This is a genomic window from Hylemonella sp. GW821-FHT12C09 (assembly GCF_058807395.1).
In genome coordinates this window covers 1-16,584 of record NZ_JBXAQQ010000004.1, presented here as the reverse complement: position 1 = coordinate 16,584, position 16,584 = coordinate 1, and the positions used below count along the sequence as shown (strand labels likewise).

Annotated in this window: 12 protein-coding genes and 1 tRNA gene; all 13 read right to left on the bottom strand. The window is 64.5% G+C overall.

The features are described 5' to 3' along the window. Window positions 1–6: 6 nt before the first annotated feature. Window positions 7–2,295: a sensor histidine kinase gene (locus AC1RRP_RS08005; RefSeq protein WP_493034941.1), complete on the bottom strand. Its 2,289-nt coding sequence runs from the start codon at window positions 2,293–2,295 to the stop codon at window positions 7–9. Continuing rightward, window positions 2,292–2,930 carry a DUF4390 domain-containing protein gene (locus AC1RRP_RS08000; protein WP_493034939.1) on the bottom strand — a complete coding sequence of 213 codons (639 nt, stop codon included), beginning with the start codon at window positions 2,928–2,930 and terminating at the stop codon, window positions 2,292–2,294. Before AC1RRP_RS08000 ends, AC1RRP_RS08005 begins: the two co-directional genes overlap by 4 nt. After that, window positions 2,881–4,203 carry a 16S rRNA (cytosine(967)-C(5))-methyltransferase RsmB gene (gene rsmB, locus AC1RRP_RS07995; RefSeq protein ID WP_493034937.1) on the bottom strand — a complete coding sequence of 441 codons (1,323 nt, stop codon included), beginning with the start codon at window positions 4,201–4,203 and terminating at the stop codon, window positions 2,881–2,883. The genes AC1RRP_RS08000 and rsmB overlap by 50 nt, the downstream gene beginning before the upstream one ends. A gap of 100 nt (window positions 4,204–4,303) precedes the next feature. Next, window positions 4,304–8,503, bottom strand: a complete 4,200-nt coding sequence (gene rpoC / locus AC1RRP_RS07990; RefSeq protein ID WP_493034935.1) for a DNA-directed RNA polymerase subunit beta' — start codon at window positions 8,501–8,503, stop codon at window positions 4,304–4,306. A gap of 20 nt (window positions 8,504–8,523) precedes the next feature. Beyond that, on the bottom strand, window positions 8,524–12,636 hold the full coding sequence (gene rpoB / locus AC1RRP_RS07985; protein WP_493034933.1) for a DNA-directed RNA polymerase subunit beta: 4,113 nt from the start codon (window positions 12,634–12,636) through the stop codon (window positions 8,524–8,526). Between the two features lie 299 nt (window positions 12,637–12,935). Next, window positions 12,936–13,313 (bottom strand): 50S ribosomal protein L7/L12, encoded by a 378-nt coding sequence (rplL, locus tag AC1RRP_RS07980; protein WP_493034931.1) that lies wholly within the window; start codon window positions 13,311–13,313, stop codon window positions 12,936–12,938. Window positions 13,314–13,353: 40 nt separating this feature from the next. Beyond that, the gene (gene rplJ, locus AC1RRP_RS07975; protein ID WP_493034929.1) at window positions 13,354–13,860 is read right to left on the bottom strand and encodes a 50S ribosomal protein L10; all 507 of its coding nucleotides are present in this window, start codon (window positions 13,858–13,860) and stop codon (window positions 13,354–13,356) included. 234 nt (window positions 13,861–14,094) lie between these two features. Next, a complete protein-coding gene (gene rplA, locus AC1RRP_RS07970; RefSeq protein ID WP_493034927.1) occupies window positions 14,095–14,790 on the bottom strand; it encodes a 50S ribosomal protein L1 in 696 nt (231 codons plus the stop codon). Continuing rightward, entirely contained in the window at window positions 14,791–15,222 is a 432-nt protein-coding gene (gene rplK / locus AC1RRP_RS07965) for a 50S ribosomal protein L11 (protein ID WP_057674553.1), read from the bottom strand. Window positions 15,223–15,343: 121 nt separating this feature from the next. Next, window positions 15,344–15,928, bottom strand: a complete 585-nt coding sequence (nusG, locus tag AC1RRP_RS07960) for a transcription termination/antitermination protein NusG (protein WP_493034925.1) — start codon at window positions 15,926–15,928, stop codon at window positions 15,344–15,346. Beyond that, on the bottom strand, window positions 15,928–16,311 hold the full coding sequence (gene secE, locus AC1RRP_RS07955; protein WP_057674551.1) for a preprotein translocase subunit SecE: 384 nt from the start codon (window positions 16,309–16,311) through the stop codon (window positions 15,928–15,930). The genes nusG and secE overlap by 1 nt, the downstream gene beginning before the upstream one ends. A gap of 112 nt (window positions 16,312–16,423) precedes the next feature. Further along, window positions 16,424–16,499 (bottom strand) — tRNA-Trp (locus AC1RRP_RS07950). Between the two features lie 9 nt (window positions 16,500–16,508). Beyond that, a partial coding sequence (locus tag AC1RRP_RS07945; RefSeq protein ID WP_493035514.1) for an EF-Tu C-terminal domain-related protein occupies window positions 16,509–16,584 on the bottom strand: 76 nt, incomplete at its 5' end.

Sequence of the window (16,584 nt, the reverse complement as noted above, 5' to 3'; positions counted from 1 at the left end):
CGGGATTCAGGCCGGGGCCGGTTTCTCCACTGCGAATGATAACGATACTTGCGCCCCCACCACCTGATCCTCGGCCAGGCGATTCGCCAGGTCGATCCGGGCCCCGTGCTCGTCGGCAATTTTCTTCACGACGGCCAGGCCCAGGCCCGTGCCCTTGGCCTTGGTCGTGACGTAGGGCTCGAAGGCGCGTTTGAGGATGGCCTCGGGGAAACCCACGCCCCAGTCCAGCACGCTCAGGCGCACGCGGCCGCTGGCTTCGACCCATTGGGTGCGCACGATGACGGGAAATTCCGGCCCGCTGCGCCCGGCGGTGTCAGTGGCGTCCTGCGCGTTCTGCACCAGGTTGTGCAGCACCTGGCGCAGCTGCTGGGCGTCGCCCATGACCCGGGGGCAACGCTCGTCGAGATCGGCGCGCACCGGCACGCGGGCACCGTCGCCCCCATAGAGATGCATCACTTCGCCTACCAGGGCGTTGAGTTCCAGCGGCTTGAGTTCGGCAGCGGGCAGGCGCGCGTAGTCGCGGAATTCATTGACCAGGCGCTTCATGGCGTCGACCTGGTCGACGATGGTCTTGACCGATTTGGTGAGCACGGTCTGCTCGGCCGGCTCGACCTTGCCGCTGAGCTTCTTCTCCAGCCGCTCGGCGGAGAGCTGGATGGGCGTGAGCGGGTTCTTGATCTCGTGCGCCAGGCGGCGCGCCACCTCGCCCCAGGCCTGGGCACGCTGGGCCGAGACGATCTCGGAGATGTCGTCGAACACCAGCAGCCAGTCCTTGCCCGGCAGCTCGGCACCACGCGCCACCAGGGTGAGCGTGCTTCCCTCACTGGTGCCGGCCGCCGGCGAGCCCGAGGGAGGGCCGAGTTCAAAGGATTGCTGCCAGTGGTCCAGCGCGTGTTCGGCGCGTTCCTCCACGAAACGGTCGAACTGCTGCTGCACGTTCCTGGCGAAGTCGGCCAAGCCCTCGATGTCCGCCAGGCGCTTGCCCTCCCAGGCCGCCAGCGGCACGCGCAGGATGCGCGTGGCACCGGGGTTGACGGAACGGATCACGCCCTGCGCATCCAGCACCATGACGCCGGCGGTCAGGTTGTCCAGGATGGTCTGCAAATTCTCGCGCGCAGCATTGACCTGCTCCATGCTGCTCTCCACCGCGCCACGCGCGTCGGCCAGCTGCTGGGTCATGTCGGCAAAGGATCGCGTCAGGCCGCCTAGTTCGTCGCGCCCCTGCAGCGCCGCCTTGGGCGTCAGGTCGCCGGCGGCCACCTGGCGCACGCCGTCGGCCAGCAGCAGCAAGGGCCGCGTGATCTGGTTGCCCAGCACCACGGCCAGCAGCACGGCGCCAAACACCGCCAGGAACAGGCTGAGCGTGAGCGTGCCGATGTACATGCGCCGCAGGCCCTGGCGTGCCAGGGCGCGCTCCTGGTACTCACGGTGGGCCTCGGTCACGGCCAGGGCGTTGGCCACCAGGGTCTCGGGCAAGGCCTGGGTCACCACGAGAAAACGCGGCTCGTCCAGCATGTCCAGCCCGGTGCGCGGCACCAGCACCAGGGCCTTGATGCGCGCCTGCGCCGGTGCCATGGCGCTGCCGTCTTCCAGGCCCTCGACCCAGGTCACGGCGCGCTGGGTGCGCGCACTGCGAAACTGCGAAGGCACCGGTTTTTCGGGGTTGAGCTGGAAGCGCGACTCGCCCACGCTGGCCAGCACCTGGCCGTTGCTGCTCCAGAGCGTCGCGTCACGCACCTCGAGCTGCTCGCGCAGGCGTTCGAGCATCAGGCCGGCCACCACGTCGGGCGTGTCCTGCAGCTGCGCAGCCGAAGCGCGCGTCTTGCTGGCCAGGTCGTTGGAGAGCGTCTCGATCGTGGCCCGCCCCAGACCCAGGCCGGCTTCGAGCGCGCCCTCGACCTGCACGTCGAACCAGCTCTCGATCGAGCGCGAGACGAACTGGTAGGACACCACGTAGATCAGCAGACCGGGCGCGAAACCGGCCAGCGCAAAGACAGCGGCCAGCTTGACCAGCAGGCGGCTGCCGAAGCGCCCCTGCCGCAGGCGCTTGAGCAGGCGCCAGGCCACCCAGCTGATGACGGCCAGCAGCACCACGGCCACCACCACGTTCAGCGTGAACAGGCGCGCGTAATTGCGCTCGTACATCTGTCGGTTGTCGGTGGCCTGGGTCAGCAGGAAGAGCAGCACCAGGCCGATGGCCACGACGATGGCCAGCACCACGCCCAGGGTCCAGCGCAGGGCTTTGGACTTCTGCCGTTCCAGGCGCGCATTGGCGCCCGAAGCAGGCGTTGTCACTTCAGGCTCTCCGGCTGCAGGCGCTTGCTCGCGCTGACGGCCAGCAGCCAGTCGCTCTCCCCCAGGGCACCGATCTGCAGCGGGCGCGGTAGCTGGGTGATGTCCAGGCGGAAGCGGAATTCGAAGCGATGCTGCACCCCGGCCTCCAGCTCGGACAGGTTGGCAATGCGCCAGCCCGAAACCCGCCGGATCACGCCCAGGGCCTCGTCCAGCGTGTCGAAGGTCTGCGCCAGGGCCACGCCCCCCTCACTGCCGCTGACCGGGCCGGCGCCTGCAGTGAGTCGCCAGCGGCGGATCAGCGGCTGGAACACCAGGCGCATGTGGCGCTGGGCGCCGCCCACGCGCTTGTCCAGCCAGTACCAGCGCTCGCGATAGACCTCGGCTTCCTCGACGAAGATCACCGGCAGGCCCTTGTAGAGGGCATCCTGCACGGCCGGCGGCAGCTGGAACTTGACGGTGGCCGCCAGTTCGACGCCATCGCCGCTGCGGCTCAGGTCCATCTGGGTGACTTCGGCCACGGCCGGCTGGGCGTGCAGGACCAGCGGCGACACGCCCAGCAGGGCGCAGGCCAGCAGCACGGACAGGTCAGCCCGCGCCCTTTTCCAGCAGTGCGTAATAAAAGCCGTCGTGGTCACTGCTCTGATTGTCCGTGACCGCGGCGCTTCTCCGCGACATGGAGGGCCATAAATGCCCGGGCGAAGGCAGCAAACTGGCTTCTCTGTTGTGTGCAAGAAACGCCCGGACCTGATCCTCGCCCTCGGCCCGGAACACCGAGCAGGTGCAGTACACCAATCGTCCGCCCGGCTTGAGCAGCGGCCAGAGCGTCTTGAGCAGGCGCGCCTGTTGCGCCGCGAGCTGGGCCACGTCGCTTTCACGGCGCAGCCAGCGCACGTCGGGGTGGCGGCGCACGATGCCCGAGGCGGTGCAGGGTGCGTCGAGCAGGATGGCGTCAAACGCCTGTCCGTCCCACCAGCGCTCGGGTGTGCCCGCATCTGCCGCCAGCACGCGGGCCTGCAGGCCCAGGCGCTGCAAGGTGTCCGCTATGCGCTGGCAGCGCTGGGGATCGATGTCCAGGGCCGTCACCTCGGCATCGGCCAGCTCCAGCAAGTGGGCGGTCTTGCCGCCGGGGGCGGCGCAGGCGTCGAGCACGCGCAGCCCGGTGCGATGCGCGAGGCCCTGCAGCAGCAGAGGGGCGGCCAGCTGGGCTGCCGCATCCTGCACCGACACCCGCCCCTGGGCAAAACCCGGGAGCTGCTGCACCGGCACGGGTGCGGCCAGTGTCAGCCCCTGGGCACCATTGCGGCGAGCGCTGAAGCCGGCGGCCGACAAGGCATCGAGGTAGTCGGCCACGCTGCCCTGGCGCAGGTTCACCCGCAGCGTCATGGGCGCCTGGACATTGTTGGCCTGCAAGATCGCCTGCCAATGCTGCGGCGTCTCGCGCTGCAGTCGTGTGATCCACCAGGCCGGGTGGTTCCAGCACGCGACGGGGTCGGTGTCCGTCTGCGCCACCAGGGCGCTGCGCTCACGCAGGAAACGGCGCAGGCAGGCGTTGACGAAGCTGGCCTGGGCGTGCATGGCCTCGGTGCGCTTGGCCGCTTCCACCGCCTGGTTGACGAGGGTATGGATCTCATAGGGCCCGTCCTCGCGCCAGCCCAGCGCCAGCGCCAGGCACAGCAGCGCATCGGCCGCGGGGGGCGGCTTGCGCGGGGCCAGCAGGCGCCGCAAGGCCTCGGCGCGGCCGAGTTCGCGCAGGGCGGCGTAGACCAGCGCCTGCACGCCGGGGCGCAGCAGCGCGGGCACGGCCTCGATGGCCGCCGTCCCCGAGGTGCCGGCGCGGATAGCCGCCAGTGCGGCTGCGCCGGCCTGCAGCTGGCGCCACAGCGCAGGGGCCTGCCCGGTATCACTCATGCATCGATCCTCGTCATGGCCGTATTCTGTCCTGAGACAGGCAAAAAAATGCCCCAAGCGCTGCAAGCACCTGGGGCATACGCGTGGGGCGCGACCGGTTTTACTCGGTGGCGGCGCCTTCGCTGCTCTGGGCCAGTTCGGCCGCTTCCGCGTCGGCGATGGCGCGGCGCTCGGCCTCGTCCATGTTCTCGCGGATCTTGCGGGCGTCGTGGTAGGCCATGCCGGTACCCGCCGGGATCAGGCGGCCGACGATGACGTTTTCCTTCAGGCCACGCAACTCGTCGCGCTTGCCCATGATGGCGGCTTCGGTCAGCACGCGCGTGGTCTCCTGGAAGGAGGCGGCGCTGATGAAGCTGTCAGTGGACAAGGAAGCCTTGGTGATACCCAGCAGCAGGTTGGTGTAGGTCGACGGGATCTTGCCTTCCTTGCGCAGGGCGTCGTTGGTGTTGAGCATCTCCGAACGCTCGACCTGCTCGCCGCCGATGTAGCCGGAATCGCCAGGGGCCTCGACCACGACACGGCGCAGCATCTGGCGAACGATCACCTCGATGTGCTTGTCGTTGATCTTCACACCCTGCAGGCGATAGACGTCCTGGACTTCGTCCACGATGTAACGCGCCAGCTCTTCCATGCCCAGCAGGCGCAGGATGTCCTGCGGATCGGCCGGACCGTCAACGATGCTCTCGCCCTTGTTGACCACCTGGCCTTCGTGCACCACGATGTTCTTTTCCTTGGGCACGAGCTCTTCCCAGACCTTGCCTTCCGGATCGGTGATCTGCAGGCGGACCTTGCCCTTGGTCTCCTTGCCGAAGGACACGGTGCCCGTGACCTCGGCCAGGATGCCCTTGTCCTTGGGAGAACGGGCTTCGAAGAGTTCGGCCACACGCGGCAGACCACCGGTGATGTCGCGCGTCTTCTGGCCTTCGATCGGGATACGGGCCAGCACTTCGCCGGGGCCGACGTCCTGGCCGTCACGCACCTGGATCAGGGCGCCGACCTGGAAGCCGATGGTCACCGAGTGGTCGGTGCCGGGAATCTTGACCTCGTTACCCGAGGCGTCGATCAGCTTGACCTGCGGACGCACGACCTTGACGGAACCGCGACGCTTGGGGTCGATCACGACCAGGGTGGACAGGCCGGTGACTTCGTCCACCTGTTTGGCCACGGTCAGACCTTCCTCGACGTTCTCGAAATGCGCCTTGCCGGCGAACTCGGTGATGATCGGGCGCGTCAGCGGGTCCCAGTTGGCCAGGATGGTACCGGCCTTGATCTGCTGGTCGGCCTTGACCGTCAGGATGGCGCCGTAAGGCACCTTGTGACGCTCGCGCTCGCGGCCATGCTCGTCCTGGATGACGATCTCGCCGGAACGGGCGATCACCACCAGTTCCTTCTTGCTGTTGGTCACATAGCGCATCGTGGCGTTGAAGCCGATGATGCCGTTGGACTTGGCTTCCACGCTGGAGGCGATGGCCGCACGCGAAGCGGCACCGCCGATGTGGAAGGTACGCATGGTCAGCTGCGTGCCCGGCTCGCCGATCGACTGGGCCGCGATCACGCCGACCGCCTCGCCCATGTTGACCAGGCCGCCGCGGCCCAGGTCACGGCCGTAGCACTTGGCGCACAGACCGAAGCGCGTGGCGCAGGTCAGCGCAGTGCGGACCTTGACCTCGTCGACGCCGGCGGCTTCCAGCTCCTCGATGATGTCCTCGTCCAGCATGCTGCCGGCGTTCACCAGCACGACGCGGGATTCCGGATGCAGCACGTCCTCGGCCGCGGTGCGGCCCAGGATACGGTCACGCAGCGACTCGATCACCTCGCCGCCTTCGACGATGGCGCGCATCAGCGAACCTTCGCTGGTGCCGCAGTCGTCCTGCGTCACCACCAGGTCCTGCGTCACGTCCACCAGACGACGGGTCAGGTAACCCGAGTTGGCCGTCTTCAGCGCGGTGTCGGCCAGGCCCTTACGGGCGCCGTGCGTGGAGATGAAGTACTGCAGCACGTTGAGGCCTTCACGGAAGTTGGCCGTGATGGGCGTCTCGATGATGGAGCCGTCGGGCTTGGCCATCAGGCCGCGCATGCCGGCCAGCTGACGGATCTGCGCAGCGGAGCCGCGCGCGCCGGAGTCGGCCATCATGTAGATGGAGTTGAAGGACTCCTGGTCCACCGTCTTGCCGTGGCGGTCGGTGGTCTTCTCGGTGCGCAGCTGGTCCATCATGACCTTGGAGACCTTGTCGCCAGCCTTGCCCCAGATGTCCACCACCTTGTTGTAGCGCTCGCCGGAAGTCACCAGACCCGAGGTGTACTGCTGCTCGATGTCCTTGACCTCTTTTTCGGCCGACTCGATGATCTCGTGCTTTTCCTTCGGCACCAGCATGTCGTCGATGCAGATCGAGATGCCGGCCTTGGTCGCCAGACGGAAGCCGTTTTGCAGCAGCTTGTCTGCGAACACCACGGTTTCCTTCAGGCCGCACTTGCGGAAGGACACGTTGATCAGCTTGGAGATTTCCTTCTTCTTCAGCGCCTTGTTGATGTTGCTGAAGGGCAGGCCCTTGGGCAGGATCTCCGACAGCAGCGCACGGCCGGCCGTGGTCTCGACCAGCTTGGTCTCGGGCACGAACTCACCCGTGTCCTTGTCCTTGGTCCACTCGGTCAGACGCACGTTCACGCGGGCAGTCAGCTCGACCTGGCCGTTGTCCAGCGCGCGCTGGACTTCGGTCGTGTCGGCGAAGATCATGCCTTCGCCCTTGCCGTTGGTGCGCTCACGGGTCGTGTAGTACAGGCCCAGCACCACGTCCTGCGAAGGAACGATGGAGGGCTCGCCGTTGGCGGGGAACAGCACGTTGTTGGAGGCCAGCATCAGGGTGCGGGCTTCCATCTGCGCTTCCACCGACAGCGGGATGTGCACGGCCATCTGGTCGCCGTCGAAGTCGGCGTTGAAAGCGGCGCAGACCAGCGGGTGCAGCTGGATGGCCTTGCCTTCGATCAGGATGGGCTCGAAGGCCTGGATGCCGAGGCGGTGCAGCGTCGGTGCGCGGTTCAGCAGCACCGGGTGCTCCTTGATCACCTCTTCCAGAATGTCCCACACCACCGGCGTGCCGGTTTCGACTTCCTTCTTCGCCGCCTTGATGGTGGTGGCGATGCCCATGGCTTCCAGGCGCGAGAAGATGAAAGGCTTGAACAGTTCCAGGGCCATCAGCTTGGGCAGGCCGCACTGGTGCAGCTTGAGGGTCGGGCCCACGGTGATGACGGAACGGCCAGAGTAGTCGACGCGCTTGCCCAGCAGGTTCTGGCGGAAACGGCCGCTCTTGCCCTTGATCATGTCGGCCAGGGACTTGAGCGCGCGCTTGTTGGCGCCCGTCATGGCCTTGCCGCGACGACCGTTGTCCAGCAGGCTGTCCACGGCTTCCTGCAGCATGCGCTTCTCGTTGCGCGCGATGATCTCGGGCGCCTTGAGCTCGAGCAGGCGACGCAGGCGGCTGTTGCGGTTGATGACGCGGCGATACAGGTCGTTCAGGTCGCTTGTGGCGAAGCGGCCGCCGTCCAGCGGCACCAGCGGACGCAGGTCCGGCGGCAGCACGGGCAGCACTTCCAGCACCATCCACTCGGGCTTGATGCCGGACTTCTTGAAGGCCTCGAGCACCTTGAGGCGCTTGGCGTTCTTCTTGACCTTCAGCTCGGAGCCGGTCAGGTCACCGCGCAGACGCTCGATCTCGCTGTCGATCTCGATGCCTTGCAGCAGGTCCTTGATGCCTTCGGCGCCCATCTTGGCGGTGAACTCGTCACCGTATTCCTTGACCTTGGCGTCGTAGTCGTCCTCGGACATGATGCTGAATTTCTTCAGCGGGGTCATGCCGGGATCGGTCACCACATAGGCTTCGAAGTACAGCACGCGCTCGATGTCGCGCAGCGTCATGTCCAGCACCAGGCCCAGACGCGACGGCAGGGACTTCAGGAACCAGATATGGGCGCAGGGCGCGGCCAGGTCGATATGACCCATGCGCTCGCGGCGCACCTTGGTCTGCGTGACTTCAACGCCGCACTTCTCGCAGATCACGCCGCGGTGCTTGAGGCGCTTGTACTTGCCGCACAGGCACTCGTAGTCCTTGATGGGGCCGAAGATCTTGGCGCAGAACAGGCCGTCACGCTCGGGCTTGAAGGTGCGGTAGTTGATGGTCTCCGGCTTCTTCACTTCGCCGAAAGACCAGGAACGGATCTTCTCGGGCGAGGCCAGGCCGATCTTGATGGCATCGAAATGCTCATCCGGCGTGAACTGCTTGAACAGGTCGAGTAGGGATTTCATATGACTCTATCCTTTGCGAATTAGGAGCGCTCGAGCTCGATGTCCAGGCCCAGGGAACGGATTTCCTTGACCAGCACGTTGAACGACTCGGGCATGCCAGCTTCGATGGCATGCTCGCCCTTGACGATGCTCTCGTAGACCTTGGTACGGCCCTGCACGTCGTCCGACTTGACGGTGAGCATTTCCTGCAGCGTGTAGGCGGCGCCGTACGCTTCCAGTGCCCACACTTCCATTTCGCCGAAACGCTGGCCGCCGAACTGGGCCTTGCCGCCCAGCGGCTGCTGGGTGACCAGGGAGTAGGGGCCGGTCGAACGGGCGTGCATCTTGTCGTCCACCAGGTGGTGCAGCTTGAGCACGTGCATGTAGCCGATGGTCGTCGGGCGCTCGAACTGCTCGCCGGTACGGCCGTCGAACAGGCGGGCCTGGGTGCGGGCGTCGGTCAGGCCCTTGGCCTTGACGACCTCTTCCGGGTAGGCCAGCTTGAGCATGTTGCGGATTTCCTCTTCCGAGGCGCCGTCGAACACCGGCGTGGCAAAGGTGACACCGGTCGACAGGTTGCCGGCCATCTCCACCACTTGTGCGTCGCTCAGCTTGCTCAGGTCTTCCTTGCGGCCGGACGTGTTGTACAGCGTCTCGAGGAACTTGCGCAGCTCGGCCGCCTTGGCTTCCGCCTGCAGCATGTCGCCGATGCGCTGGCCGATACCCTTGCCGGCCCAGCCCAGGTGCACTTCCAGCACCTGGCCCACGTTCATGCGCGAAGGCACGCCCAGCGGGTTGAGCACGATGTCGCACGGCGTGCCGTCGGCCATGTAGGGCATGTCTTCGACCGGGACGATCTTGGACACCACGCCCTTGTTGCCGTGGCGGCCGGCCATCTTGTCACCCGGCTGCAAGCGACGCTTGACGGCCAGGTAGACCTTGACCATTTTCAGAACACCAGCAGGGAGTTCATCACCCTGCGTGAGCTTCTTGCGCTTCTCTTCGAAAGCCAGGTCGAAGCTGTGGCGGGTCTGCTCCAGCGAGTTCTTGATGCTTTCCAGCTGGCTGGCGACTTCGTCGTCGGCCGGGCGGATGTCGAACCAGTGGAACTTCTCGACGCCGGCCAGGTAGGCCTTGTCGATCTTGCTGCCCTTGGCCAGCTTCTGCGGGCCGCCGTTGGCGACCTTGCCGTTGAGCAGCTTCTCGATACGGTCGAAGGCGTCGGCTTCCACGATGCGCAGCTGGTCGTTCAGGTCCAGGCGGTAACGCTTGAGCTCGTCGTCGATGATCTGCTGGGCGCGCTTGTCGCGCGTGATGCCTTCACGGGTGAAGACCTGCACGTCGATCACGGTGCCCTGCGAACCCTGGTCCACACGCAGCGAGGTGTCCTTCACGTCGGACGCCTTCTCGCCGAAGATGGCGCGCAGCAGTTTTTCTTCCGGCGTCAGCGTGGTCTCGCCCTTCGGGGTAACCTTGCCCACCAGCGTGTCGCCGGGCATGACTTCGGCGCCCACGTAGATGATGCCGGACTCGTCCAGGCGGTTGAGCTGCTGCTCGGACAGGTTGGGGATGTCGCGGGTGATTTCCTCGGCGCCGAGCTTGGTGTCACGTGCCATGACCACCAGCTCCTCGATGTGGATCGAGGTGTAGCGGTCTTCGGCGACGACGCGCTCGGAGATCAGGATCGAGTCTTCGAAGTTGTAGCCGTTCCAGGGCATGAAGGCCACCAGCATGTTCTGGCCCAGGGCCAGTTCGCCCAGGTCGGTCGATGCGCCGTCGGCGATCACGTCACCCTTGGCCAGCTTGTCGCCCTTCTTGACGATGGGACGCTGGTGGATGTTGGTGTTCTGGTTGGAACGCTGGTACTTGATGAGGTTGTAGATGTCCACACCCACTTCACCGGCCGAGGCTTCGTTGTCGTTCACGCGGATCACGACGCGGGTGGCGTCGACATAGTCGACCACGCCGCCGCGGTTGGCGGTGACCACGGTGCCGGAGTCGACCGCCGAAACGCGCTCGATACCGGTACCGACGAAGGCCTTCTCGGGGCGCAGCACCGGCACGGCCTGGCGCTGCATATTGGCGCCCATCAGCGCGCGGTTGGCGTCGTCGTGCTCCAGGAAGGGAACCAGCGAGGCGGCTACCGACACGATCTGTGCGGGCGACACGTCCATGTACTGGATGCGCTCGGCACCGCACAGGATGGACTCGCCGGTTTCACGGGCCGAGACCAGCTCGTCGGTCAGGCGGCCATCCTTGTCCAGCGTGGCATTGGCCTGGGCGATGACGTACTTGCCTTCCTCGATGGCCGACAGGTAGTCGATCTGCATCGTCACCTTGCCGTCCACCACACGGCGGTAGGGCGTCTCGATGAAACCATACTCGTTGAGGCGGGCGTACAGGGCCAGGGAGTTGATCAAGCCGATGTTCGGACCTTCGGGGGTCTCGATCGGGCAGACACGGCCGTAGTGGGTGACGTGCACGTCACGCACTTCGAAGCCGGCGCGCTCGCGGGTCAGACCGCCCGGGCCCAGGGCCGAGACACGACGCTTGTGCGTGATCTCGGACAGGGGGTTGGTCTGGTCCATGAACTGCGAGAGCTGCGATGCACCGAAGAACTCCTTGAGGGCCGCGGAAATCGGCTTGGAGTTGATCAGGTCGTGCGGCATCAGCGGCTCTTGTTCAGCCTGGCCCAGACGCTCCTTCACGGCCTTCTCGATACGGGCCAGGCCGGCACGGTACTGGTTCTCGGCCAGCTCGCCGACGCAACGCACGCGACGGTTGCCCAGGTGGTCGATGTCGTCCACTTCGCCGCGGCCATTGCGCAGGTCCACCAGGATCTTGACCACGGCGAGGATGTCCTCGTTGGTCAGCACCATGGGGCCGTTCGGGTCGTTGCGACCCATCTTGGCGTTGAACTTCATGCGGCCCACGCGCGACAGGTCGTAGGTGTCCGGGTTGTAGAACAGGCGCTGGAACAGGGCCTGCACGGCGTCTTCGGTCGGCGGCTCGCCGGGGCGCATCATGCGGTAGATGGCCACGCGGGCAGCGAACTCGTCGGTCGTTTCGTCGATGCGCAGGGTCTGCGAGATGTAGGCGCCCTGGTCGAGTTCATTGGTGTAGATGCACTGCAGGTCCTGCACACCGGCGGTGCGCAGCTTCTTGAGCAGGGCGTCGGTCAGCTCGTCGTTGGCCTTGGCGATGATCTCGCCGGTGTCCGGGTCGACGATGTTGCGGGCCACCACACGGCCAACCAGGAAGTCTTCCGGCACGCTGATGTGGGTGGTGGCGGACTGCTCCAGATCACGTGTGTGACGCGCGGTGATGCGCTTGTCCTTGGCAACGACGACCTTGCCGCTCTTGTCGGTGATGTCGAAACGGGCGACTTCACCACGCAGGCGCTCGGCCACGAATTCCATCTGCGCGCCGCTGTCCATCAGGCGGAAGTTGTCGTTGACGAAGAAGTTCGCCAGGATCGATTCCGGGTTCAGGCCGATGGCCTTGAGCAGGATGGTGACCGGCATCTTGCGACGGCGGTCGACGCGGAAGTACAGGACGTCCTTCGGGTCGAACTCGAAGTCCAGCCAGGAGCCGCGGTAGGGAATGATGCGAGCGGAGAACAACAGCTTGCCCGAGCTGTGGGTCTTGCCCTTGTCGTGTTCGAAGAACACGCCCGGCGAACGGTGCAGCTGCGACACGATGACGCGCTCGGTACCGTTGATGATGAACGAACCCTTGGTCGTCATGAGCGGCACTTCGCCCATGTACACCTCTTGTTCCTTCACTTCTTTCACGACCTTGTTCTGCGGCGTCGAGGACTCGCGGTCGTAAATGATGAGCTGCACACGCGCGCGCACGGCCGACGCGAAGGTCAGGCCGCGGGTCTGGCACTCGCGCACGTCGAAAGCGGGCTTGGCCAGGTTGTATTCCAGGAACTTCATCTCCACAAAACCGTTGTGCGAGACGATGGGGAAGGCGGCTTCGAAAGCGGCCTGCAGGCCTTCGGGCGTGCGTTTGGTGGGCGCAAGATCTGCCTGCAGGAAAGCCGTGTAGGCGTCCTTTTGCATCTGCAGCAGGTAGGGGATTTCCAGCACGCTGTCGCGGCTGCCGAAACTCTTGCGAATCCGCTTGCGTTCGGTATAGGTATAGGCCATTAGATCTGCTCCACGGGCTTGAGAGGTCTTTGGCGACTGGCGCGCCGGGCATCACACCCAGCAGGCTTGGTGGTTGGCCGCTACCAACCAATGGCGGACGGCCGCGCGTTGCACGCGGCCCGAACCAAGGCGTCTTCTGCAGTCGGGTCAGAAGTCACTCAAAAAACGTCTCGTCTTGGCTTTTCCGTTGACCTGGAGGTCCCCGGGAAAGCCGGCAACGAGCCGGCTTTTGAGTGCGCTCTGTAAGCGCCAAAGGCTGGAGGCCTTTTCAGACACTCCAGCCTTCGAGCAAGACCGAATTACTTCAGTTCGGCCTTGGCGCCGGCTTCCACCAGCTTCTTGACCGCTGCATCAGCGTCGGCCTTGGGCATGGCTTCCTTGACAGCCTTGGGAGCGCCGTCCACCAGATCCTTGGCTTCCTTGAGGCCCAGACCGGTGATTTCGCGCACAGCCTTGATGACCGACACCTTGTTGGCGCCAGCTTCCAGCAGCATCACGTTGAACTCGGTCTTCTCTTCAGCAGCAGCGGCACCAGCGCCACCGCCAGCAGCAGCGGGAGCAGCCATGGCGGCAGCGCTCACACCAAACTTCTCTTCGATGGCTTTCACCAGGTCGTTGAGGTCCATGACCGTCATGCTGTCCAGCGCGGTCAGAAATGCGTCTTTATCGAATGCCATTTTTAATTTCCTAACAATTGGTTAACAGGGTTGCCGCGCATCAAGCAGCAGCAACTTCGCCTTCGCCTTTTTTGGCCGCCAGGGCACCCAGCACCACGGCGGTGCGGGAGATCGGCGACATCAGCAAGCCACACAGCTGGGCCAGCAGCACTTCCTTGGAGGGGATGCTTGCCAGCTGCTTGACGCCGTTCACGTCCAGGGCCTTACCTGCAAATGCACCACCGCGTATCACCAATTTGTCGTTGGTTTTCGCGAAGTCAGCCACCACTTTTGCAGCGGCGACGGCATCGACAGAGAAGCCATAGATCAGCGGGCCGGTCATCTGGTCGGCTGCCACTTCAAACTGGCTACCCGCCACAGCACGGCGGGCCAGCGTGTTTTTCAACACGCTCAGGCTCACACCATTGCTGCGGGCGGTGGCGCGCAGTTTGGTCATGTCAGCGACCGTGATGCCGCGGTATTCCGCCATCACGAGCGTTTGAGCTTTAGCGGCGAGGCCGGTCACATCACTGATGACCGCTTCTTTCTCACTGCGATTCAGACTCAAGGTCTAACTCCTTCAAAATGTGTCCGTCGACTCAAGGTCTGCGAACACGCCTCATTGCAGCGATCAACTGTTCAGGAACTCATTCCATCTGCAGCGGGATCGCCATCTACGCTGGCTTTCACTGATTAAGCACAGCAGGACTGTGCGCCAACGGTCTTGGATGGCCCGGCCTGTCTTGCAACCGGCCGGCCCACCACATCGACCAGCCGTTTCCAGCCGGTCAAATTTTCGCGATTACGCCGAGATGGTCTGGGTGTCGACGCGGACACCCACACCCATCGTGGACGAAACAGCAATCTTGCGCAAGAAGACACCCTTGCTCGAAGCCGGCTTGGCCTTGTTCAGCGCCTCGATCAGCGCAGCCAGGTTACCCTGGAGCTTGGTGGCATCAAACGAGCGGCGACCGATCGTGCTGTGCACGATACCGGCCTTGTCCACGCGGAACTGCACCTGACCAGCCTTGGCGTTCTTCACGGCCGTGGCGACGTCAGCGGTAACGGTACCAACCTTGGGGTTGGGCATCAGGCCACGGGGGCCGAGCACCTGACCCAGAGTACCGACGACGCGCATCGCGTCCGGAGCAGCGATCACGATGTCGAAGGGCATGTCGCCAGCCTTCACACGGGCAGCCAGGTCGTCCATGCCGACCACGTCGGCGCCGGCGGCCTTGGCTTCTTCAGCCTTGGCGCCCTGGGCGAACACGGCCACGCGCTTGGTCTTGCCAGTGCCGTGCGGCAGCACGACGGCGCCACGCACCACCTGATCCGACTTCTTGGCATCGATACCCAGCTGCACAGCCACGTCGATGGACTCATCGAACTTGGCGGTCGCAGCGTCCTGGACGATCTTCAGCGCATCAGCCAGCGGGTACAGCTTGTTGCTGTCAACCTTGCCCTGCAGGGACTTCTGTTTCTTGGTGAGCTTGGTCATTTACACGCCCTCCACATTCACGCCCATGGAACGGGCAGAACCAGCGATGGTACGAACGGCAGCGTCCAGATCGGCGGCCGTCATGTCCTTCATCTTGGTCTTGGCGATTTCCTCGAGCTGGGCCCGGGTGATCTTGCCGACCTTGTCCTTCAGCGGATTGGACGAACCCTTGTCCAGCTTGATGGCCTTCTTGATCAGCACCGTTGCGGGCGGCGTCTTGATCACGAAGGTGAAGCTCTTGTCCGCGAAGGCGGTGATCACCACCGGCAGCGGCAGACCGGGCTCGACGCCCTGGGTCTGGGCGTTGAACGCCTTGCAGAACTCCATGATGTTCAAACCGCGCTGGCCCAGAGCGGGGCCAATCGGCGGCGAGGGATTGGCCTTACCAGCCGGCACTTGCAGCTTGATAAAACCGACGATTTTTTTCGCCATGCTTTTCTCCTTACGGGTGATAACGCCTGGGCAATGTGCCTCGGCTCCCCGGGGTTAACGACTCACTTACCACATCCGCGCCGAGTCGAAAAACGCGAACTGAAAACTCTTGCCGAACCTCTCAGGTCTTTTCGACCTGTGAGAACTCCAGCTCCACCGGTGTCGAGCGACCGAAAATCGTGACCGCCACGCGCACCTTGTTCTTCTCGTAGTTGACTTCCTCGACCGTACCGTTGAAGTCGGTGAAGGGGCCTTCCTTGACACGCACGTACTCGCCCACTTCGAACTCAACCTTGTGACGCGGCTTGTCGGAGCCTTCCTGCATCTGGTTGACGATCTTCATGACCTCGTCTTCGGAGATCGGAGCCGGTCGGTTCTTGGCGCCGCCCACGAAACCCGTCACCTTGTTGGTGTGCTTCACCAGGTGCCAGGTGTCGTCATCCATCACCATTTCCACCAGCACATAGCCGGGGAAGAACTTGCGCTCGGTGGTGCGTTTCTGACCGTTCTTGATCTCGACCACTTCTTCCATCGGCACCATGATGCGGCCGAACTTGTCCTGCAGACCGGAACGGTTGATGCGCTCGATGATGTTGCGCTCGACCGCCTTCTCCATGCCGGAGTAGGCGTGCACGACATACCAGCGCAGGTCCGGATTGGCCGGCTTGGCAGCCGGTGCGGACGAAGCATCTACCACGTCAGTCATTACTTCCTCCAGCCCAGAATCAGATCAAAGATGAACCACTCAAGGGTCTTGTCGGTCAGCCACAGAAAAAGGGCCATCACCACCACGAAGGCGAAGACGTAGGCCGTCATCTGGATCGCTTCCTTGCGGGCCGGCCAGACCACTTTGCCGACTTCGCGCCAGGCATCGCGCCCGAAGGCCCACAGATCCCGCCCCGTCTGGGCCGAGAAGAACACGACGACCGCAGCCACCAGAGCCGCCAGCAGCGCCCCCCACTGCACCAGGGCGCCCTGCTTGCCCAGCCAGTAGAAGGCCACCAGGCCAGCCAGCAGCAGCAGCACTGCCGCAGCCAGCTTGAGCTTGTTCGCTCCGCTACCGACCGTTTCCACTTGTGACGTTGCCATTTTCTAAATTCCGCTTAGCGCCTGTATCAAAACCACCGCGCCTCTTTAGACGCTGAAGCCCGCCACGGCGGTGGCGGGCTTTTTATGCACCAACCCGCTTCAGCAGGTCAGGTGGCAGGGGCAGTAGGAATCGAACCTACAACCTTCGGTTTTGGAGACCGACGCTCTGCCAATTGAGCTATACCCCTACAAAACCATTAGGCCAGGATCTTGGCGACCACACCGGCGCCCACGGTCTTGCCGCCTTCGCGGATGGCGAAGCGCAGGCCTTCT